Annotated in this window: 18 protein-coding genes; 5 read left to right on the top strand and 13 right to left on the bottom strand. The window is 67.7% G+C overall.

Annotated features, from left to right (window positions below):
* Positions 1-8: 8 nt before the first annotated feature.
* From IB269_RS12825 to aqpZ, 3 genes are all read right to left on the bottom strand, one after another.
* Positions 9-689, bottom strand: a complete 681-nt coding sequence (locus IB269_RS12825; RefSeq protein ID WP_012203103.1) for a Fe2+-dependent dioxygenase — start codon at positions 687-689, stop codon at positions 9-11.
* Between the two features lie 132 nt (positions 690-821).
* Complete coding sequence (locus IB269_RS12820; RefSeq protein WP_192367316.1) at positions 822-3,047, bottom strand: TonB-dependent receptor; 2,226 nt, start codon at positions 3,045-3,047, stop codon at positions 822-824.
* 215 nt (positions 3,048-3,262) lie between these two features.
* Positions 3,263-3,967 (bottom strand): aquaporin Z, encoded by a 705-nt coding sequence (gene aqpZ / locus IB269_RS12815; RefSeq protein ID WP_192367315.1) that lies wholly within the window; start codon positions 3,965-3,967, stop codon positions 3,263-3,265.
* 243 nt (positions 3,968-4,210) lie between these two features.
* Here aqpZ and htpG point away from each other — a divergent pair, with 243 nt between their 5' ends.
* From htpG to IB269_RS12795, 4 genes are all read left to right on the top strand, one after another.
* Positions 4,211-6,163 carry a molecular chaperone HtpG gene (gene htpG / locus IB269_RS12810; RefSeq protein WP_012203106.1) on the top strand — a complete coding sequence of 651 codons (1,953 nt, stop codon included), beginning with the start codon at positions 4,211-4,213 and terminating at the stop codon, positions 6,161-6,163.
* A 365-nt stretch (positions 6,164-6,528) separates the two neighbouring features.
* Entirely contained in the window at positions 6,529-10,137 is a 3,609-nt protein-coding gene (locus IB269_RS12805; protein WP_192367314.1) for a DUF11 domain-containing protein, read from the top strand.
* Positions 10,138-10,286: 149 nt separating this feature from the next.
* Entirely contained in the window at positions 10,287-10,838 is a 552-nt protein-coding gene (gene xrtH, locus IB269_RS12800; protein ID WP_063327363.1) for an exosortase H, read from the top strand.
* Positions 10,839-10,848: 10 nt separating this feature from the next.
* Positions 10,849-11,601 (top strand): exosortase H-associated membrane protein, encoded by a 753-nt coding sequence (locus IB269_RS12795; RefSeq protein ID WP_192367313.1) that lies wholly within the window; start codon positions 10,849-10,851, stop codon positions 11,599-11,601.
* Positions 11,602-11,638: 37 nt separating this feature from the next.
* Here the strand turns inward: IB269_RS12795 and ureG are convergent, their stop codons facing one another.
* The 3 genes from ureG to ureE are packed head-to-tail and all read right to left on the bottom strand — an operon-like array spanning position 11,639 to position 13,678.
* Positions 11,639-12,280 carry an urease accessory protein UreG gene (gene ureG / locus IB269_RS12790; protein WP_012203110.1) on the bottom strand — a complete coding sequence of 214 codons (642 nt, stop codon included), beginning with the start codon at positions 12,278-12,280 and terminating at the stop codon, positions 11,639-11,641.
* A gap of 20 nt (positions 12,281-12,300) precedes the next feature.
* Positions 12,301-13,017 (bottom strand): urease accessory protein UreF, encoded by a 717-nt coding sequence (locus IB269_RS12785; protein ID WP_192367538.1) that lies wholly within the window; start codon positions 13,015-13,017, stop codon positions 12,301-12,303.
* Positions 13,010-13,678 carry an urease accessory protein UreE gene (gene ureE / locus IB269_RS12780; protein ID WP_192367312.1) on the bottom strand — a complete coding sequence of 223 codons (669 nt, stop codon included), beginning with the start codon at positions 13,676-13,678 and terminating at the stop codon, positions 13,010-13,012. Before ureE ends, IB269_RS12785 begins: the two co-directional genes overlap by 8 nt.
* A gap of 66 nt (positions 13,679-13,744) precedes the next feature.
* On the opposite strand from ureE, the gene IB269_RS12775 reads away from it, so the two are divergent.
* Positions 13,745-13,951 (top strand): hypothetical protein, encoded by a 207-nt coding sequence (locus IB269_RS12775; protein WP_192367311.1) that lies wholly within the window; start codon positions 13,745-13,747, stop codon positions 13,949-13,951.
* Positions 13,952-13,980: 29 nt separating this feature from the next.
* Here IB269_RS12775 and ureC read toward each other — a convergent pair whose 3' ends face one another.
* The 7 genes from ureC to IB269_RS12740 all read right to left on the bottom strand — a co-directional run bounded on the left by ureC (position 13,981) and on the right by IB269_RS12740 (position 20,055).
* Complete coding sequence (ureC, locus tag IB269_RS12770; protein WP_192367310.1) at positions 13,981-15,684, bottom strand: urease subunit alpha; 1,704 nt, start codon at positions 15,682-15,684, stop codon at positions 13,981-13,983.
* Positions 15,685-15,849: 165 nt separating this feature from the next.
* Positions 15,850-16,155: an urease subunit beta gene (locus IB269_RS12765; protein WP_175403235.1), complete on the bottom strand. Its 306-nt coding sequence runs from the start codon at positions 16,153-16,155 to the stop codon at positions 15,850-15,852.
* Between the two features lie 27 nt (positions 16,156-16,182).
* Positions 16,183-16,794 carry a HupE/UreJ family protein gene (locus IB269_RS12760; protein ID WP_034390122.1) on the bottom strand — a complete coding sequence of 204 codons (612 nt, stop codon included), beginning with the start codon at positions 16,792-16,794 and terminating at the stop codon, positions 16,183-16,185.
* A gap of 11 nt (positions 16,795-16,805) precedes the next feature.
* The gene (locus tag IB269_RS12755; protein WP_012203116.1) at positions 16,806-17,108 is read right to left on the bottom strand and encodes an urease subunit gamma; all 303 of its coding nucleotides are present in this window, start codon (positions 17,106-17,108) and stop codon (positions 16,806-16,808) included.
* 17 nt (positions 17,109-17,125) lie between these two features.
* The gene (locus tag IB269_RS12750) at positions 17,126-18,043 is read right to left on the bottom strand and encodes an urease accessory protein UreD (protein ID WP_192367309.1); all 918 of its coding nucleotides are present in this window, start codon (positions 18,041-18,043) and stop codon (positions 17,126-17,128) included.
* A 199-nt stretch (positions 18,044-18,242) separates the two neighbouring features.
* Positions 18,243-19,481, bottom strand: coding sequence for an MFS transporter (locus IB269_RS12745; protein WP_192367308.1), 1,239 nt, complete (start codon positions 19,479-19,481; stop codon positions 18,243-18,245).
* 46 nt (positions 19,482-19,527) lie between these two features.
* Positions 19,528-20,055 (bottom strand): RidA family protein, encoded by a 528-nt coding sequence (locus tag IB269_RS12740; RefSeq protein WP_043825763.1) that lies wholly within the window; start codon positions 20,053-20,055, stop codon positions 19,528-19,530.
* Positions 20,056-20,089 lie beyond the last annotated feature (34 nt).

The following is a 20,089-nucleotide window of genomic DNA, read 5'->3' as shown; positions in this document are numbered from 1 at the left end:
CTGTGCCACTAGGCCTGCGACCACATCCGCAACAGGTTGTGGTACGTGCCGGACAGCGCGGAAAGCGCAGGGTCGCCCGGGTGGCGCACCGTCAGTTGCTGGATCTGCTGGTCCAGGTCGAACAGGATGCGGCGCTTCTCGTCCGAGGCCACGAGGCTGTGCGTCCAGAAGAAGCTGGCGTAGCGCGTGCCGCGCGTGACGGGGTTGACGCGGTGCAGGCTGGTGCCGGGGTAGACGATGGCGTCGCCTGCGGCCAGCTTCACGCTCTGGTGGCCGAAGGTGTCCTCCACGATCAGCTCGCCGCCTTCGTACTCGTCGGGCTCGCTGAAGAACACGGTGGTGGAGACATCGCTGCGCACCTTGATGGCCGTGCCGGGGATGGTGAAGATGGCGTTGTCTATATGGTTGCCGTAGGTGCCGCCGCCTTCGTAGCGGTTGAAGCGCGGCGGCAGCACCTTCAGCGGCAGGGTGGCCGACATGAACAGCGCGCTGGCCCCCAGCTTGTCGAGGATGAGGTTGCCTATCGCCTGGCCGGCCTGGCTGTCCAGCGGCAGCTGCAGGTTGGCCTTGACCTGGGCCGCCAGAGGGCCGGCCGTGGCGCGGCCGTCCTGCCACGGGGCCTGCTCCAGCGCCTGGCGGCACTGGCGCACTTCGTCGGGGCTGAGCAGGGCGGGTATGCGGAGCATCATGGCAGGCGGTCCTCAGGGGGGAATCAGCGAGTGTCCCGCAAAAAAGCCCCGCAGGCGGCGATGGCCTGCGGGGCTTTGCGGTGATCTGCGCAGCGTCAAGCCGCTGCGCGTTCGCGCGGGGCGATCAGCAGATCAGTACGTCCACTTGAGCGAGGCCACGGCCGAGCGGCCTGCGGCCATGGTCGCGTAGTGGGGCGAGCGGATGCCGCTGTAGTAGACCTTGTCGCCCAGGTTGTACAGGTTCAGCTGCACGGTCAGGTTGCGGTCGATCTGGTAGGCCACCATGGCGTCGTAGCGCGCATAGCCGCTGGCACCCTTGGTGACGATGCCGCCATCCACCGTGGACAGGATGTAGCTCTGGTTCACGCTGCTCTGGGCGTAGATGCCCAGGCCCACGGTCAGCTTTGCCATGGGCTTGTAGCTGGTCCACAGGCTGAAGCTGTGCTTGGGCGTGTTGGGGAAGGGCTGGCCATTGGCCACGCTGCCCGCGCCTGCGTTCTTCTGCTCGCTGTCCATGTAGGTGTAGCCGCCGAAGACGCTCAGGCCCGGCAGCACGCTGCCCGTGAAGCCCAGCTCCACACCGTTGACCACCTTGTTGCCGCCCATGTAGGTGACACCGTTTTCGGTGATGCGCGCATTGGTCACGTCGTTGCGGAACAGCGCGGCCGTCAGCGCCAGGCGCTTTTCCATCAGGTCCCACTTGGTGCCCAGCTCGAGCGAGCGGGTCTTCTCGGGAGCGAGGTTGGCCAGCTGGTCGGTGGAGATGCCCAGGTCCTCGTTGCCGTTGCCCAGCATGGAGCCGCCGGGGCGCGAGGAGGTGCCGATGCTGGCGTAGATGCTGCCGTTGGTGGCCGGCTTGTAGACCAGGCCCAGCTGGTAGTTGAACAATGTGTCCGAACGGCTCAGATCATAGGCCGGCGTGGTGCGGCCGGCGGGGCCGGAGGAGCTGATCTTGTAGTGGTCCATGCGCAGGCCGGCATTGAGCAACCACTGGTCGTTGAACTTCAGCGTGTCGAAGCCGTACAGCGCCACGGTGTCGATCTGGTTGTGGCTGGGGTCGCCCAGCGTCACGGGCAGGTTCCACAGCGGGCTGCTGTCGGGGTTGTTCAGCGAGGCGCACCACAGGCTGGCGGCCGTGCAGGTGGTGTTGGTGGTCTGCAGCGCGGCGGTGCGGGACTCGGCCTTTTCCTTGGACAGTTCCAGGCCGAACGAGTAGCTGTGGCCCACGCTGCCGGTCTGGGCCTTGCCCGTGAATTCCGAGAGGTTCTGCAGCGTCTTGATGTCGGCCACGCGTGCATTGCCACGGCGGAACACATAGCCGTTGACGACATTGCCCTTGCTGTCGTCGGGCTGGGTCCACAGGTAGTCCTGTTCGGTCTTGCTGTAGCGCAGGCTGTTGCGGAACTTCTGGGTGTCGGTGAACTTGTGCTCCACGGTGGCCGTGAACAGGTCGCTCTTTTCCTTTTCGTAGTCGCGGCTGGTCAGGCCGTACCAGTTGTCGCGGTTGTTGCCGTAGGTGGGACGCACCACGCTGCCGCCGCGCAGGCCGGCCGCAGCCGTGCTGCTGTACAGGTAGGGCACGCCGCCATCGGGAATGTTGTCGGTCTGCAGGTGCTGCCAGGACAGCGAGACCTCGGTGGGCGTGCCCATGCCGAAGGTCACCGTGGGGGCAATGCCCCAGCGCTTGTTCTCGGGGCCGCTGCGGCCGGGAACGTCGGCGTCGTGCACCATGGCGTTCAGGCGCAGGCCCACGCCTTCGCCCAGCACGCGGTTGGCGTCGATGGTAGCGCGCCGGTAGCTGTCCGTGCCCAGGCCCACGTCGCCGCTGATGAAGTTCTCGTTCCTGGCCTTCTTGGTCACCAGGTTGATGGAGCCGCCAGCGCCGCCACGGCCTGCATAGGCCGAATCGGCGCCCTTGATGACTTCCACCGCTTCCAGGTTGAACACCTCGCGCGTGCCGGCCGCAATGTCGCGCATGCCGTCCACGAAGGTGCTGGCCTGGGCATCCATGCCGCGGATGAAGGGCTGGTCACCCGAGGGGTTGCCGCCTTCGCCGTTGCCGAAGGTGATGCCGGGCGTGGACCGCAGGGCTTCCTGCAGGCTGGTCGCGCCGGTTTGCTTGATGATTTCCTCGTTGATGACCTGCACCGTCTTGGGCGTGTCCACCAGCGGGGCCGTGAACTTGGCCGAGGAGGCGTTGTCGGTCTTGACGGGCGCTTCGGTCGAAGACGTCACGTTCACGGTGCCCAGCGTGGTGCTGGTCTGCGCGAAGGCCGAGGTGCCCGCGAGGCACAGGGCAGCGGCAAGGGCCAGCTGCGTGACGTTCGCGGGGGGGAGGATTTGTTGGATTTTGCTCATGTTCACTCCGATGAAAGCCCGCGAATTGTTATTGCGAATCACTAGCGTTCGGTTTCTGTTTCGTAAAGTTGACCGGTTTGTGCCGGGTGAAAGTCCTTCGCGTTGCCGCCATGCAACAAACGAAAACCGTGTTTCACCAAAGATCCAATGAAAAAAGCGGCTGTCGCCAGCCGCTTGAGTCTGCTGCGGGGCGCCTGCAGCGCCCGTCCCTGGCCTTATTCGTTGGCCGGGTTGGCCAGCAGGGCCTTGTAGATCACGGCGCCGATCAGCGCACCCACGATGGGGGCCACCCAGAACAGCCACAGTTGCGAGATGGCGATCTCGGGGCCGAACAGGGCCGGGCCCGTGCTGCGCGCGGGGTTGACCGAGGTATTGGTCACGGGAATCGAGATCAGGTGGATCAGCGTCAGGCACAGGCCGATGGCCAGCCCGCCAAAGCCGGCTGCCGCGCGCTTGGCCGTGGCGCCCAGGATGACCAGGATGAAGAAGGCCGTCATCACCACTTCGGTGACCAGGGCTGCCGTCATGCCGTAGCCGCCCGGCGAATGCGCGCCGTAGCCGTTGGTGGCAAAGCCGCCGATGTCGGCACTGGCCTTGCCCGTGGCGATCACATAGAGGATGGCCGCGCCCGTGATGGCGCCCAGCACCTGCGAGACGATGTAGCCCGGCAGTTCGCTCCAGGCAAAGCGCCCACCCATGGCCAGGCCCACGGAGACGGCCGGGTTGAAGTGCCCGCCCGAGATGGGCCCGAAGGCATAGGCGCCCGTGAGCACCGTCAGGCCGAAGGCCAGCGAGACGCCGACCAGGCCGATGCCTACCTGCGGGAAGGCGGCGGCCAGCACGGCCGCACCGCAGCCGCCCAGGGTCAGCCACAGGGTTCCGAGGAATTCTGCGGACCATTTTTGAACAGAGCTGTGCATGGAAAATCTCCTGAAGCAGGCCCGCCATTGCGCCCGGGCCCTGCGCGCACCGTCCGCCGCACAGCGGAAAGTGGCGCAGTTATAGCCCTGCGCCAGCCCCGCCGTGAGGGCGAAAAAGTGAACAATCGTCCAGAGCCTGCGCCGCCACAGGGGCGGCGGGGTCTTGATAATGCGCTCGCCGGCCCGAGATGAGGGCTGATTTTTTCCCTGTTGTGAACCCATAGGACATAGGACACTGTCTGCATGAGCAAGCAAACCCATTCTTTTCAGGCCGAAGTTGCACAGCTGCTGCACCTGGTCACGCATTCGCTGTATTCCAACCCCGAGATCTTCCTGCGCGAGCTGGTCTCCAACGCCTCCGACGCCTGCGACAAGCTGCGCTTCGAGGCGTTGAACGATGCCTCCCTCTATGAGGACCAGCCCAACCTGGAAGTGCGCGTGTCCTTCGACGCCGCTGCCAAGACGCTGACCATTGCCGACACCGGCATCGGCATGAGCGAGCAGGAAGCCATCGACAACCTGGGCACCATCGCCAAGAGCGGCACCAAGGCCTTCATGGACAAGCTGTCGGGCGACCAGAAGTCGGACTCGCAGCTGATCGGCCAGTTCGGCGTGGGCTTTTACTCGGGCTACATCGTGGCCGACAAGATCACCGTGGAAACGCGCCGCGCGGGCCTGCCGGCCTCCGAAGGCGTGCGCTGGACCAGCGGCGGCACGGGCGAGTTCGAGGTCGAGCAGATCGAGCGCCCCCAGCGTGGCACCAGCATCACGCTGCACCTGCGCCCCGAGGCCGAGGAGTTCCTCAACGCCTGGAAGATCAAGCAGGTCATCGGCAAGTACTCCGACCACATCAGCCTGCCCATCCTCATGGAAAAAGAGGAGTGGAAGGACGGCGAGAACGACCAGCCCGGCACCATGGAGAAGACGGGCGAGTGGGAGACCATCAACAAGGCCAGCGCGCTGTGGACACGTCCCAAGAAGGACATCACGGCCGAGCAGTACCAGGACTTCTACAAGGCCATCAGCCACGACTTCGAGAACCCGCTGACCTGGAGCCACAACCGCGTCGAGGGCAACACCGAGTACACGCAGCTGCTGTTCATCCCGGCCAAGGCGCCGTTCGACCTCTACAACCGCGACAAGAAGGCCGGCGTCAAGCTCTACGTCAAGCGCGTCTTCATCATGGATGACGCCGAGGCGCTGATGCCCGGCTACCTGCGCTTCGTCAAGGGCGTGATCGACTCGGCCGACCTGCCGCTGAACGTCAGCCGCGAGCTGCTGCAGGAAAGCCGCGACGTGCGCCTGATCCGCGACGGCTCGACCAAGCGCGTGCTGTCCATGCTGGAAGACCTGGCCAAGCACGATCGCCACGACGCTGCCGCTGACGCGGCGGCCGACGGCGTCACCGACGTGGTCAGCGAAGAGGACAAGGCCAAGGAAGGCAAGTACAGCCAGTTCTACGCTGAGTTCGGCCCCGTGCTCAAGGAAGGCCTGGGCGAGGACTTTGCCAACAAGGAACGCATCGCCAAGCTGCTGCGCTTTTCCTCCACCAGCCAGGACGAGGCCATCGTCTCGCTGGCCGACTACAAGGCCCGCATGAAGGAAGGCCAGGACGCGATCTACTACATCACGGCCGACTCCCTGACCGCCGCACGCAACAGCCCGCAGTTGGAGGTCTTCCGCAAGAAGGGCATCGAAGTGCTGCTGATGGCCGACCGCGTGGACGAATGGGCCATGGGCTACCTGACCGAATTCGACGGCACGCCGCTGCAGTCCGTGGCCAAGGGCGCCGTGGACCTGGGCAAGCTGCAGGACGAAGAGGAAAAGAAGGCCGCCGAGGAAGCGGCCGAGACCTTCAAGCCCCTGCTGGCCAAGCTCAAGGAAGCGCTCAAGGACAAGGCCGAGGACGTGCGCGTGACCACGCGCCTGGTGGACTCGCCCGCCTGCCTGGTGGTGCAGGACGGCGGCATGAGCCTGCAACTGGCGCGCCTGCTCAAGCAGGCCGGCCAGCAGGCGCCGGACGCCCGCCCCGTGCTGGAGGTCAACCCCGAGCATCCGCTGGTCAAGAAGCTGGACGGATCGGTGCATTTCCATGACCTGGCCAACATCCTGTTCGACCAGGCCGTACTGGCCGAAGGCGGCATGCCCGAGGACCCGGCTGCCTACGTCAGGCGCGTGAACGCGCTGCTGGCGTGAGTTCCTCACAAGGATTGCCCCGCCGCATCCCCTAGGCCTTAGTGTCTGCTCACTGCCGCGCCAGCGCGCGGCAGATCAGCATTGCAAGCCGGTGCCAGCCAAGCTGCCACCGGCTTTTTCACGTCTGCGTGCCGTGAGGAAAACCGACCGGAAAAGGTCGACTCACGAAAAACTCACAAATACCTCTAAATACTCACTTTTGTTAAAAATTCCAGATCATATTTACTTTTGGTAATAAAGAACCATCATGCCTCCTTTTGGTGCGTCCGGTAGTCGGCTTTCTGACAGAGCTGTTCCAGCCGGGCACCTCGTGCGTCCGTGCCTGCGGCATTCGGCGCTGTCAACGAAGCAAAAGAGAGGTTTGTATGGCTTTCACGAGAAAGGGCTGGCTGGCGCGTGCGCTGCTGTCCGGCGGCTTGCTGGCAACAGCGGCTGCCGTGGCGGCGCCGGCCGACACCGACATCCTGGTCAACCAGGACGGTCTCTATGACGGACAGGACGCATCGGCAGGCCCTGCCGGCGGCAACTTCACCTATGTGGCCAAGGTCAGGCACAACAACATCGGTCCCGACGCCGTAGGCGTCACCCTGACCGAGGTGCTGCCCGTGGGAGCCGTGTTCCAGGGCTACAGCAGCAGCCCGGGCGGCATCACCTGCACGGCACCGGCTGCCGGCACGGTGCTCACCGCAGGCAACAACACGCTGGTCTGCAACATCGGCAACCTGGCGCCCGCCGACGGCTTCAAGTCCGTGGGCTTCGAGGTCATCCTGCCGACCGTCGGCACCAACTGGCGCGCCGTGGCCAGCGCGCGCATGGCCTCGCCCGACTACGACAACGACCAGAACAACACGCAGCTGGACCGCAACTTCACCACCACCGAGGCCGCCGATCTGGCCATCGCGATGGCGGCTCCCGCCAGCGTCGCCAACGGCGGCGCCTTCCAGTACACCATCGACGTGCAGAACAAGGGCCCGTCCGAGGTCCCCGCCGGGGGCCGTACCGTGGTGCGTTTCCCCGTGCCCAACGGCGCCGTGGTCACGGGCGTGCCCTCAGGCAGCGGCTGGAGCTGCACGCCCGCCTCGGGCTATCCGCTGATCTCGGGCGAGCTCAGCTGCACGCGCGGCGGCCCGGTGCTGCCCGGCGCCGTGCTGCCTTCCATCTCCGTGCCGGCCATCGCCAACATGAGCGGCACCATTGCCGGCGCTGCCAGCGTCAAGGGCTACAAGGACGCCAGCACCGAGATGCCCGACGGCCAGTCCGGCAACAACACCGCCAGCGCCGCCGTGGTTTCCAGCGGCAGCGAGTTCGTGGATGTCTCGCTGCGCAAGCAGGTGGCGCCCACGGTGCTGGATGCGCTGCAGGCGACCGAGGTCACCTACACGCTGCAGCCGCGCCGCGAAGGCGGCTCGCTCGTGCCGCGCGATCTCACCGTCACCGACACCCTGCCGGCCGGCGTGACCTTCACGGGCTTCGACGGCAGCACGGCGCCCTGGAACTGCGGCCACAGCAGCGGCACCATCACCTGCACCCACGCGGGCGAGTACCCGGTGGCCGGCTACGCCAACATGCAGGCCATCCGCTTCAAGGCCAGCGTGGCTGCGGGTGGGACACCCGGCACGCAGCTGGTGAACCAGGGCGTGATCGGTGTGGCACCTGGCCTCAACGAGCCCAATACGACCAACAACACGGCCAGCGCGGCCGTGGACTTCAGCAACGATGCGCGGCTGAGGCTGGCCAAGGCAGGCCCTGGCCGCCCGGTGCTGGCAGGCCAGGAGTTCGAGTACACGATCACCGTGACCAACACCGGCCCCATGCCCGTGCTGCCGAATCAGCAGATCACCGTGACCGACAACCCCGCAGACGGCCGCATGGCCATCGTCAGCATGTCCGGTGCGGGCACCGGCGCGGGTGACTGGACCTGCGTCGCCCAGAGCTGCACCTCGACCGCGGGCCTGGCCGTGGGCGCCAGCCGCCAGATCACGGTCAGGGCCAAGGTCACGCTGGCCTCGGGCCATCTGGACTTCACCAACAACGCCTCCGCTGGCGTGATCGGCCGGGACAATGCATCGGCCACCACCTCCGCGACCGTCACCGTGTCTGCCGACAAGGTGGATGTGGGCATCGTCAAGAGCGTGGTCAGCCCTGTGCCGCCAGCCTCCATCAAGAGCGGTGAAGAGGTCACCTACCAGCTGGTGGTGAAGAACCACTCGGCCAGCACCACGGTGACGAATGTCCGCGTGCGCGACGCGCTGCAGTCCCTGGTCAAGCAAATTGACGGCGTGCGTATCGTGGGCGGCAACCCGGTGGACGAGGCCGGCAACCCCGTGCCGTACACCTACCCGGGCGGCGGCTTTGTCTCCAGCCGCATCGTCTCCGGCGCCAACGCCAGCTGCGGCACCCCTTCGGGCGGCGTCAACAGCGAGACGCGCGATCTGACCTGCGACATCTCCTCCATGGCCCCGGAGGCCGAGGTGGTGATCGAGGTCAAGATCCGCCCCAAGCGCGCCACCACCGGCAACTATGCCAACGCGGCCTCGGCCCAGTCCCTGGACATCCATGATGCCGATCCCGGCAACGATTCCTCTACGGCCAGCATCACCGTGCAGGCCATCGCGGAAATCGCGGCGCAAAAGCAGGTCTCGCCCAAGGTGGCCGCTGCGGGCGAGCCTCTGACCTATACGGTCACGGTGCCCAACTACGGCCCCTCGTCGGCCGCCAATGTCACGCTCAAGGACGTGCTGCCTGCAGACGCCATCTTCATCGGCACGCCCACGGTCACCGGCGGCGGCACCTGCACTCCGGCTGCCACCGATGGCGTGCAGGGCGGCACGCTGGAATGCGCCTGGACCAATCCGCTGGCTGCAGGCTCGCAGTACACCGTGAGCTACAAGATGCGCTCGCGCGGCGATCTGGCGGCCGATACGGAGATCCTCAACACGGTCGCCGTGGACACCACCACAGAGGAACTGACCAAGGCCAACAACCAGGCCGAGGCCAAGGCCCGGCTCAAGCGCGCCGAGCTGGATGTGAACATCAGCATGCGCCACACGGCGGACGGCCTGGTGCTGGGTGAGGACACCGAATACACCATCACGGTGACCAACTCCGGCCCCTCCTACGCCACCCAGGTGGTCGTGACCGACAAGTTCCCCGCATCGGGCTCCACGGCCACCTTCAGCTACCAGAACGGCCTGGCGCTGGCCGGCATTCCCGGCGCCTCCGCATCCTGGTGCGGCGTGCAGCCGGCGCTGAACGCGACCAGCGGGCCGCTGCAGTGCACCATCCCGGCGCTGGCTCCGGGCCAGAGCATGACCATCAAGTTCAAGATGCGCGCACAGACCCTGCCCGACAAGGCATCGGGCGGCACCATCTACCACGAGGCCTCGGTCAAGCCCTTCGAGACGGAATGGCTGAGCAATGGCGGCGATGTGATCGTCAACAACACCACTACCGACCGGACCTCCACCAGCCGCCAGGGCAATGCCGTGGACCTGGGGATCGGCAAGCAGGGCCCCGCCGGCCCGCTGGACGATGGCGACACGGCCAGCTACACGCTGACCGTCACCAACTACGGCCGCGATCCGCAGTCGCCCGCGGGCGGCTCGGTGACCGACGTGCTGCCCGCCGGGCTGGAGTTCGTCTCGGCCTCGGCAGGCTGCAGCTACGCCAGCGGCACGCGCACCGTGACCTGCAGCGTGCCGCAGCTGGCCCAGGGCGGCACGGCGGTCTTCACGCTGGAGACAAAGCTGGACAAGCCCTACAAGGGCGCCCGCCCGCTGGTCAACTCGGCCACGGTCTCGGTGCCCGGTGACGGCAATCCCGACAACGACAAGGGCACGACCACCACGCCGCTCAAGCCGGGCCCGGACACCACGGCCAGCATCCCCACGCTGTCGCAGTGGGGCCTGATGCTGATGTCGTCCCTGCTGGCGCTGATGGCGCTGGGGACCATGCGCAGGCGCGAGCGTCGGTGATGCGCCCGTGACGGCAAGGGCCGGTGGCGTGATTCACGCACCGGCCTTTGTCGTCTTTGAGCGGTCCGAAGATAATGCGAGCCTATAGAGGGACACTGTTTCGCAACTGCCAGGTCGCAAGCCCGGCAACCAACACTCCAAGACCTGCCATGCTGCGCTTCTTTCTGATCTTTCTGGCCATCCAGCTGACGATGTTCGGGCTGAACCTGCTCAGTTGGGTGCAGCAGCACATCGTGCTGCCCTGGACGTCCTTTCTGGCGCACATCTGCGCCTCGCTGGTGACCTGGTTCGACAGCACGGCCTCGGCTACGGGCAAGGTGCTGTGGAACACGGCCACGGGCTTCGGCGTCTCCATCGAGGCCGGCTGCAACGGCCTGGAGGCCTACATCGTGCTGTTTGCCGCCGTGATGGCCTTCCCCTCGTCATGGCGCCAGAAGCTGGTGGGCCTGCTGGCCGGCTTCGTGGCCGTGCAGGCCATCAACGTGCTGCGCGTCATCAGCCTGTTCTACCTGGGCCAGTGGAGCACCACGGCCTTCAATTTCGCGCATGAATACCTCTGGCAGGCGCTGATCATGCTGGACGTGCTGGTGTTCTGGCTGCTGTGGGTGCGCTGGAGCGGCCGCAAGGCGCCGTCGCAGGATGACGGCGGCCAGCCGCCGCTGCCGCCCGCCGCTGCAGCTTCCGCCGCCGTGGCCGCTTGAGGAGCAGGCCATGATCGGACGCAATCCCATCTCGCGCTTCGCGGCCCTGGCCATGGGCGGCATCGTGGTGCTGACCCTGGCCTGGACGCTGGCGGCCGGCTGGCTGGCCGTGCCGGTGTCCGGCATGAGCAAGTGGGTGCTGGAGAACGCCGCCAACGGCTGGGTGCAGCGCGTGGACCTGGAGACGCCCCGCAACCTGGTCGTCAATTCCTCGGTCCAGGTCTCCAACGAGCAGACCGGCTGGCGCCGCGCCGAGGCCATCGTCGAGGTCGATCCTGCCCGCTACGGCTACGGCCTGCCGGTGCTGGTGGCCATGCTGCTGGCGGCCTGGGGTCCGGGCCGGTGGTGGCGCATCCTGGTGGGGTATGTGGCGCTGCTGCCGCTGCAGACCTTCAGTGTGGTCACGCAGGTGTTGATGCAGTTGTGCCTGGCTGCCAAGCTGGACCTCAATGTGCTGGGTCTCCAGGGATGGCAGCTCAATGCCATTGTCTACGGCTACCAGATGGGGGGCCTGATGGTGCCCACGCTGGCGCCTGTTCTGCTGTGGCTGGTGCTGGACATGGGCTTTGTGCGCCGCGTGCTGCTGCCGGCCTGGAACCGCAGCCGTGCTGCCGCCGCACCGCAGCCCGTGGTGGCGCCCAAGCCCTCGGCATGGCGCCAGACGGATGGCGCGGCCACCTCCACCGGCAACCCGCTGGTGTCCTCCAGCAGCGCAGCCACCCTGCCACGGGCCAAGGCCAAGACCACGGGGCCGGCGCAGTAGGCCTGCACTTCCCGGCTGGCGGGCAGGCCCTGTTTTCTCAGCCCTGCGCGGGCATGGGCGGCAGCAGGCCGCGCTCGGTGATGAAGTCGATCACCTCGCGCAGGCCCTTGCCGCTTTTCACGCTGCCCATCACATAGGGCTTGTGGGCGCGCATGCGCTGCGTGTCGGCTTCCATGATGGACAGGTTGGCGCCCACGTAGGGCGCCAGGTCGGTCTTGTTGACCACCAGCAGATCGCTCTTGGTGATGCCGGGGCCGCCCTTGCGCGGAATCTTCTCGCCGCCGGCCACGTCGATCACGTAGATGGTCAGGTCCGACAGCTCGGGGCTGAAGGTGGCGGCCAGGTTGTCGCCGCCGCTTTCGATGAAGACGATGTCCGCCTCGGGGAACTGGCGCAGCATGCGGTCCACGGCTTCGAGGTTGATGGAGGCGTCCTCGCGGATGGCCGTGTGCGGGCAGCCGCCGGTCTCCACGCCCATGATGCGTTCCGGCGGCAGGGCCTCGGCCACCGTCAGCAGGCGCTGGTCTTCCTTGGTGTAGATGTCGTTGGTGATGACCACCAGGTCGTAGTGGGCGCGCATGGCCTTGCACAGCATCTCCAGCAGCGTGGTCTTGCCGGAGCCGACAGGGCCGCCGATGCCGACGCGCAGCGGGGGGAGTTTCTTGGTGCGGGTGTTCATGGTGGACTTGGGGTGAGTGATCAGGACCGGAAGAGCCGGGAGTACTGGTGTTCGTGCCGCGCCTGCAGCACGCTCCATTGGGGCAGCATGGTGTCCAGCCGGGGCGGCGCCTCGCTGGCGCGGCGGCGTGCCTCGCCCACGGCCTGCTCCAGCAGCGGATGCAGGGCCAGCAGCAGGCTCTGGCCCGCCACCTGGCCCAGCGGCACGGCCTTGATGGCGGCGGCCACTTGGTTCTCCAGCCAGGAAAAGCCATAGGCCAGCAGGGCATGGTCCTCGTCTGTATCCACGGCGGCGCAGGCACAGGCAAAGGCCGTGGGATAGGCCAGGCCCGGCCCCTCCACAAGGGCGCACAGTTGTGCGATGCGGGGCGCAAAGGCCTCGCCGCCCCAGGGCACGGAGCGCAGCAGGCTGTGCAGTGACCAGCCCATCTGCAGCGTCTCGGCACGGGTCTCGCGGCTGTCGCGGCTGGCAATGAACCACTGGTTCCATTCGTGCACCGCCCCCTCGTCGCCTGCGCTCCAGGCCCGGCGCAGCAGCAGCCACAGCGGTGCCTCGCAGCGTGCAAAACCGTGGGCCAGCGCATCGGCAATCCAGGTGCGCGCCGTGCCGGCATCCGTGACCAGACCGTGCTCGATGGCGGCCTCCAGCCCCTGCGAATAGCTGAAGCCGCCCACGGGCAGCTGGGGCGATGCCAGGTGCAGCAGGGCGCACAGCCCCTGTATCGACAGGTCAGCCATGCGGATGGTCGTGGCCGTGCCCGTGTCCGCAGCAGCCTTTGTGGTCATGGTCATGGTCATGGTCATGGCTGTGGTCGTGGCCATGCTCATGCCCGTGGGAATGATCGTGGGAATGGTCGTGGGAATGGCCGTGTTCGTGCCCATGGTCATGCAGCGCATACACGCTCTGCGCCAGCGCCTGGTCCTCGGCAAAGCTGGCGTCATGGCCGTGGCGGTGGCCGCCGCCATAGGCGCCTGCTTCGGGCTCGAAGGGCGCATCCACCAGGGCCACCTGCGCACCCAGGCGCAGCAGCATGTCGTGCAGCACGGGGTCGTTTTCCAGGTGCAGGTGCGTGGGCGTGACCTCCACCGGGATATGCCGGTTGCCCAGGTGGTAGGCCGCACGCAGCAGGCCCAGCGGCGTGGCCGCCGTCACGCGCAACACCGCCTGGGGCGCGGCGCGCACGGCGACCAGGCTGCCATCCTCGGCCACCAGCACATCGCCGCCGCGCAGCACGCTGCCGCGCGCCAGCACCACGGCCAGCTCGCGCCCCGTGGAGTCGATGGCCGCAAAGCGGCTCTTCTGGCGCATGTCCCAGTCCAGTTCCAGCGTGGCGGCGCGCCTGACCAGCACGGCGGCAAGGCCGCCGCCCTGGGGCATGTGTTTGTTGACGGTGAGCATGGATTTGCTTTTTACTAAGAGTGGGTACCGCGTGACGCAACCGAAGACAGCAAAGGAGGGGTCATCATGTTCGCCGTCAAACTGATCGAGGTAGGAGATGCCTTGGGATTGATCTTTCCCGAGGAGTTGCTGAGGCGTTTGAAGCTCGGCGAAGGTGACCGTTTGTACATGAGGGAGTCTGCGAACGGCAGTGTCACCTTTTTTGCCTATGACCCGGATGATCATCTTCCGGGTGGTACGGGTACATCTTCTTCAGGCGATGCAAACGTGTGAATCTGCTCTGCATAGGGATGACCAGATAGTCAGAACAGAAAATACCGCTGCGCCATCGGCAGCTCGGTGGCGGGCTCGCAGGTCAGCAGCTGGCCGTCGGCCACGACCTGGTAGGTCTCGGGATCGACGCTGATGTCGGGCTGCCAGTCGTTGTGCACCATGTCGCGCTTGCTGACGCTGCGGCAGTTTTCCACGGCCACGGTGCGCTTGCGCAGGCCGTAGCGGTCTGCCACGCCGGCCTGCTGGGCGGCCTGCGAGACGAAGGTCAGGCTGGCCGCCGCCACGCCGCTGCCCTGGCCCGCGAACATGGGCCGGTAGTGCACGGGCTGGGGCGTGGGAATGCTGGCGTTGGGGTCGCCCATGGCGGCGCTGGCGATGCTGCCGCCCTTGAGGATGAGGCTGGGCTTGACGCCGAAGAACGCCGGCCGCCACAGCACCAGGTCGGCCAGCTTGCCGACCTCGACCGAGCCCACGACATGGGCGATGCCATGCGTGCGTGCGGGATTGATGGTGTACTTGGCCACGTAGCGCTTGACGCGGAAGTTGTCGTGGCACGCGTTGTCGCCCGGCAGGCTGCCGCGCTGGACCTTCATCTTGTGTGCGGTCTGCCAGGTGCGCAGCACGACCTCGCCCACGCGGCCCATGGCCTGGCTGTCGCTGGAGATCATGGAGAAGGCGCCCAGGTCGTGCAGCACGTCCTCGGCGGCGATGGTCTCGCGGCGGATGCGGCTTTCGGCGAAGGCGATGTCCTCGGCAATCGAGGCATCCAGGTGGTGGCAGACCATGAGCATGTCCAGGTGCTCGTCCAGCGTGTTCACCGTGTAGGGCCGCGTGGGGTTGGTGGACGAGGGCAGCACGTTGGCCTCGCCGCAGACCTTGATGATGTCGGGCGCGTGGCCGCCGCCCGCGCCTTCGGTGTGGTAGGTGTGGATGGTGCGGCCCTTGAAGGCGGCCACCGTGGCCTCGACGAAGCCGCCCTCGTTGAGCGTGTCGGTGTGGATGGCGACCTGGGTGTCGGTCTCGTCGGCCACGCCCAGGCAGCAGTCGATGGCGGCGGGCGTCGATCCCCAGTCCTCGTGCAGCTTCAGGCCGATGGCGCCTGCCGCGATCTGCTCGCGCAGCGGCGCGGCCTGGCTGGCGTTGCCTTTGCCCAGCAGGCCGATGTTCATGGGGTAGCCGTCCACGGCCTGCAGCATGCGCTCCATGTGCCAGGGGCCGGGCGTGACCGTGGTGGCGAAGGTGCCCGTGGCCGGGCCCGTGCCGCCGCCGATCATGGTGGTTACGCCGCTGGTCAGCGCCTCGTCGATCTGCTGCGGGCAGATGAAGTGGATGTGCGTGTCGATGCCGCCGGCCGTGACGATCATGCCCTCGCCCGCAATGATTTCCGTGCCGGGGCCGATGACGATGGTCACGCCCGGCTGCATGTCCGGGTTGCCGGCCTTGCCTATGCCTGCGATCAGCCCGTTCTTGATGGCGATGTCGGCCTTGACGATGCCCCAGTGGTCGATGATCACGGCATTGGTGATGACGGTGTCGGCACAGTCGGCGGCCATGCGCTGGCTCTGGCCCATGCCGTCGCGGATGACCTTGCCACCGCCGAACTTGACCTCTTCGCCGTAGATCGTGTGGTCCTTCTCGATCTCGATGACCAGGGCCGTGTCGGCCAGCCGCAGGCGGTCGCCCACGGTGGGGCCGAACATCTCGGCATAGGCCTGGCGCGTGATGCTTGCCATAGCATTCCCTTTCTGTTGTCTACGACGCTATGCGTTGCTCGTTGTACTTAAAACCGGCGTGGTCCAACCCGGGGACACCGAGGAAGGGCCGCCCCGCACCGAGGGTGTCGTCCCCCTCCCGCGAAGCGAGAGAGGGGGAAGCGGCGTAGCCGCTCAGGGGGTACTTCAAAGCCTGCCCATCACCTTGGCGTTGAAGCCGAAGATGATGCGGTCGCCGGAGATTTCCACCAGTTCCACGGTGCGCTCCTGCCCGGGCTCGAAGCGCACGGCCGTGCCGGCCGCGATGTTCAGCCGCCAGCCGCGTGCGGCGGCGCGGTCGAAGTGCAGGGCCTCGTTGACCTCGAAGAAATGAAAGTGCGAGCCCACCTGCACCGGCCGGTCGCCGGTGTTGGTGACCGTGAGGGTCTGCACGGGCCGGCCTGCGTTCAGCAGGATCTCGCCGGGCTCGGCCAGCAGCTCGCCGGGGATGATGCGCTCGGTCATGTGCGGCTCCCGCGCTCAGCCTGCCAGCGCCACGGCACCGTAGCCCATGGCGGCCACTCCGGCCAGGCGTGCGGCCCAGGCCGATGCCGTGCCGCCGCGCATGGCCCGGCCAAAGGCCACGCCCAGCGCATGCAGCACCAGCGTGGTGGCGACCATGCCCGCCATGTAGGCCCAGAACACGGCTGCGGGCAGCGCGTGGGGGAAGACCTCGCCATGCGCGTATCCGTGAAACAGCGCGAAGGCGCCGGCCAGCACCATGGCCAGGGCCACGGGCAGGCGGCGCTGGGCCACCAGCAGCAGGCCGAAGGCCAGCAGCGAGGCGGCCACCATGGGCTCCACGGCCGGCAGCTCCAGCGGGGTCTGCGTCAGCGCCAGGCCCAGCGCCATGCAGGCGGCAAAGGCCACGGGCGGCAGCCACTGGCGCTGCAGCATCAGCCCGCACCACAGGCCCAGCGCCAGCATGGCCAGCAGATGGTCCAGGCCCGCGATGGGGTGGGACAGCCCGGCCATCAGGGCCTGCATGGCGCCGTCGCCGGCGTGCAGGTGGGCGCCGGCCCCCGTATGGGCGCTGGCGGCCGTGGCGGCGGCCAGCAGGGCCGGGGCGAGCAGAAGGCGGGGATGGAACATGGCGGATCTCCTCAAACGATCGGGTGATGAACGGTGACCAGCTTGGTGCCGTCCGGGAAAGTGGCTTCGACCTGGATGTCCGGGATCATTTCTGGAATGCCCTCCATCACATCGGCGCGCGTCAGCACCGTGGTGCCCAGGTGCATGAGCTCGGCCACGGTCCTGCCGTCGCGTGCCCACTCCAGCACGGCGGCGCTGATCAGCGCCACGGCCTCGGGGTAGTTGAGCTTCAGGCCGCGCGCCTTGCGCCGCTCGGCCACCAGGGCTGCGGTGAACAGCAGCAGCTTGTCTTTTTCACGCGGGGTGAGTTCCATGGATGAGTCTCCGTTGATCAGGTGGCCCAGAGGCGGGGAGGGCGGGCAGGCATGTCCAGCAGTGCCGGGCGCAGCAGGCGCCAGCCTTCATGCAGCACGGCCCGTGCCGCCTCCATGCGCCGGGCCAGCACGCGCAGCAGCAGCACCGAGGGCGCGCCACCCTGGCCGGCCAGCAGGCTGGCGCCGGCGCGCACTTCATCGCTCCAGGGCAGGCTGGCGGCCAGTTGCTCGCTCAATGGCTCCATGGCCGCCAGGGGTTCGGGGGCCACGGCCCAGAGGCTGGCCTGTATGGGCAAGCCTGCCCAGGCAACGGGGCTGGACAGCAGGGCATGGCCGGCGTGCAGTTCGCCTTGCTCCAGCCACAGCGGCCGTCCGCCGCATGCGAGCCGGTTGTGAAGCTGCAGGCGCGCGGCAGCGGTGGGCGCGGCGCCGGTGTGGTTCCAGTGCTCGCCCGCGCCATAGCGGCCCAGCACCACGGCATCCCAGCCGATGGCGCGCGCGCCCGGCGCCAGATCCAGGTCCAGCGCCATGGTGGCGTCGGCACCGGCGAACAGCATGTTTTCCTGTGGCAGCCATTCCAGGATGGCGCCTTCTTCCACGCGCAGCCGCACGCGCTGCGCGGCCGGGCGGCCCTGGGACTTGTACCAGCGCGTGGCGCCCGGTGTGGTCAGCAGGGCGTGGGCGCCGGGCTCCACGGTCACATTGATCTGCAACTGGTCGCCGCCGGCCACGCCGCCGGGCGGGTGCAGCAGCACGGCATGGCAGATGCCGGGGCCTTCGGGGTGCAGCGGTTTTTGCACGCGCAGCGGGCCGCTGTGGCGTGCGTGGGAAAGCACGCTGCCTTGGCCGGCGCGGTGCCCGAAGCGCAGGTCCAGCATGGCCTGCCAGCCCGAGGCGCAAGCGGGCACGGCGGTGATCGGTAGCGCTGCGGACATGGGCGTGACGGGCGGTACAGGGCGTGGTGGTTGTAACGGCCTTTGTCATGCATTTAGCGTGCCAATCCGGTGCAGTGGCGGTTGCGCCATGCTGGTGCGCTGGCGCATCGGATTGGTGCGTTTCCTGCATGGCAAGGCGCGCAAGACGGCACGTTTGCAGTGCATTCTTGCGCAGCGTGCCGCAGGCTGGTGCTCTTTCTTACGCGTTTGCCCGGGTCTGACGCGCCAGGCTTCTGTCCCAGGCCACGACGGCCAGCGTGGCCAGGCTCAGAATCAGGCCCGCCATGCTGGCACCTGTCCATCCCCAGTGCAGCCAGGCCGCCGAGCCCACGGCCGAGCCTGCCGAGGCGCCGATGAAATAGCCCGTCATATAGACCGCATTGATGCGCGAGCGCGCCAAGGGTGCCAGCGCATAGATCACGTTCTGGTTGCTGATGTGCAGAGCCTGCAGCGCGGCATCGACGATGAGCAGTCCCGCCAGAAACCACCACAGGCTGGTGCCGCCCAGCCACAGCGCCCCCCAGCCCGCCAGCATCAGCAGGCCGCCTGCCAGCGTGGTGCGCTGCTCCAGCCCCCGGTCGGCCAGCCGGCCGGCCATGTTGGCCATGAGGGCGCCGGCCACGCCGACCAGGCCGATGAGGCCGATCTGCGCATCGCCAAACCCGTAGCCTGGCCCGGCCAGCAGCAGTGCCATGGTCGAGAACAGCACGCTCACCGTGGCAAAGCCCATGCCGCCGATCAGCGCCCGGCTGCGCAGGCGCGGCTGCTCGCTCGCCAGCGTGAGCAGGGAGCGCATCACCGCGCCATAGCCTATGGGCTGGGCCGGCTGCGCCAGGGGCAGCGCGCGCCGCAGCAGCAGGGCAACGCCGGCCGTGGCCAGGGCGCCCACCCAGTAGACGGCATTCCAGCCGCCCAGCTCCGACAGCAGGCCCGCCACGCTGCGCGCCGCCAGGATGCCGATCAGCAGCCCGCTCATGACCAGCCCCACGGCGCGCCCGCTGGCGCCGGGCGCCGCAAAGCTGGCCGCCATGGGCACCAGCACCTGGGCCGCGACCGAGAACAGCCCCGTCATCAGCGTGCCCGCCGCCAGCAGCGCAAAGCTGTGCGCCATGCCGCTGGCCAGCATGCCCAGCGCGGCCAGCAGCATCAGGCCCAGCACCAGGCGGCGGCGTTCCAGCATGTCGCCCAGCGGCACGAGCAGCAGCAGCCCCAGCGCATAGGAGACCTGGGCCATGGTTACCGTCAGCGAGGCACGCGCCTCGCTGATGCCCAGGTCGATGGCGATGGAGTGCAGCAGCGGCTGGTTGAAGTAATTGGCGCCCGCGCACAGGCCGCAGGCCGTGGCCATGAGCAGCAGGGTGCTCTGGGGCAGCACGGGCGTGGCGGTGGCCTGCATGGGCGGCGAGGGCAGGGCGGGGGCCGGGGAGGATCTGTTCATCGGACGAATGCCTGTGTTATCTGCTTATGGGTGGCAAACGGATGGCTCAGACCCACAGCGGCGGCCGTGCGGGCTGGGCGTGGGCGGGCAGTGCGGCCACGGCATCGACCTCGATCAGCATGCCGGGCAGGGCCAGCCGGGGCACGGGGATCAGGGTGCAGGCCGGAAAGCGCGGCAGGGTATTGCCGGGGGCGCCATCGCCGGGGGCGCCGTCGCTCCAATGCAGGCGCACGGCGGCCTGCCAGTCGTTGAAGCGGGCCTCCGAGTGGTCGACGATGAGCAGGGTCAGCTTGACCACCTGGCCCATGTCTGCGCCCGCCGCCTGCAGCGCCAGCTTGAGGTTGGACAGCGCCTGCTGCGCCTGGACCGCGAAGCTGTCGGGCAGGTCGCCCGCCTGGTTCTCGCCCCCCTGGCCCGAGACGAAGGCCCATTGCGCCGGCCCGTGCACGGTGACCACATGGGTGTAGCCGTTGGGCGTGGCGTCGTAGAGGCCGGCGGGCTGCAGATGCTGCAGTTGCGGGGCCGTGGAAGCTGCGGGCTGTGCCGAGGAGGTGGCAAGTGCGTCGTGTGGCATGTATGGCTTGGAGTCTGAGAGTGGGCCGGACCGG

It is taken from the genome of Delftia sp. DLF01 (genome assembly GCF_014852125.1).
In the GTDB taxonomy this organism is placed as follows: domain Bacteria; phylum Pseudomonadota; class Gammaproteobacteria; order Burkholderiales; family Burkholderiaceae_C; genus Comamonas; species Comamonas acidovorans.
This window is presented reverse-complemented; position numbering and strand designations above follow the sequence as displayed.

Bases quoted from the DNA above. Each gene is read 5' to 3' on its own strand.
- IB269_RS12825 (WP_012203103.1), bottom strand. From the start codon at position 689: ATGATGCTCCGCATACCCGCCCTGCTCAGCCCCGACGAAGTGCGCCAG.
- IB269_RS12820 (WP_192367316.1), bottom strand. From the start codon at position 3,047: ATGAGCAAAATCCAACAAATCCTCCCCCCCGCGAACGTCACGCAGCTG.
- aqpZ (WP_192367315.1), bottom strand. From the start codon at position 3,967: ATGCACAGCTCTGTTCAAAAATGGTCCGCAGAATTCCTCGGAACCCTG.
- htpG (WP_012203106.1), top strand. From the start codon at position 4,211: ATGAGCAAGCAAACCCATTCTTTTCAGGCCGAAGTTGCACAGCTGCTG.
- IB269_RS12805 (WP_192367314.1), top strand. From the start codon at position 6,529: ATGGCTTTCACGAGAAAGGGCTGGCTGGCGCGTGCGCTGCTGTCCGGC.
- xrtH (WP_063327363.1), top strand. From the start codon at position 10,287: ATGCTGCGCTTCTTTCTGATCTTTCTGGCCATCCAGCTGACGATGTTC.
- IB269_RS12795 (WP_192367313.1), top strand. From the start codon at position 10,849: ATGATCGGACGCAATCCCATCTCGCGCTTCGCGGCCCTGGCCATGGGC.
- ureG (WP_012203110.1), bottom strand. From the start codon at position 12,280: ATGAACACCCGCACCAAGAAACTCCCCCCGCTGCGCGTCGGCATCGGC.
- IB269_RS12785 (WP_192367538.1), bottom strand. From the start codon at position 13,017: ATGGCTGACCTGTCGATACAGGGGCTGTGCGCCCTGCTGCACCTGGCA.
- ureE (WP_192367312.1), bottom strand. From the start codon at position 13,678: ATGCTCACCGTCAACAAACACATGCCCCAGGGCGGCGGCCTTGCCGCC.
- IB269_RS12775 (WP_192367311.1), top strand. From the start codon at position 13,745: ATGTTCGCCGTCAAACTGATCGAGGTAGGAGATGCCTTGGGATTGATC.
- ureC (WP_192367310.1), bottom strand. From the start codon at position 15,684: ATGGCAAGCATCACGCGCCAGGCCTATGCCGAGATGTTCGGCCCCACC.
- IB269_RS12760 (WP_034390122.1), bottom strand. From the start codon at position 16,794: ATGTTCCATCCCCGCCTTCTGCTCGCCCCGGCCCTGCTGGCCGCCGCC.
- IB269_RS12755 (WP_012203116.1), bottom strand. From the start codon at position 17,108: ATGGAACTCACCCCGCGTGAAAAAGACAAGCTGCTGCTGTTCACCGCA.
- IB269_RS12750 (WP_192367309.1), bottom strand. From the start codon at position 18,043: ATGTCCGCAGCGCTACCGATCACCGCCGTGCCCGCTTGCGCCTCGGGC.
- IB269_RS12745 (WP_192367308.1), bottom strand. From the start codon at position 19,481: ATGAACAGATCCTCCCCGGCCCCCGCCCTGCCCTCGCCGCCCATGCAG.
- IB269_RS12740 (WP_043825763.1), bottom strand. From the start codon at position 20,055: ATGCCACACGACGCACTTGCCACCTCCTCGGCACAGCCCGCAGCTTCC.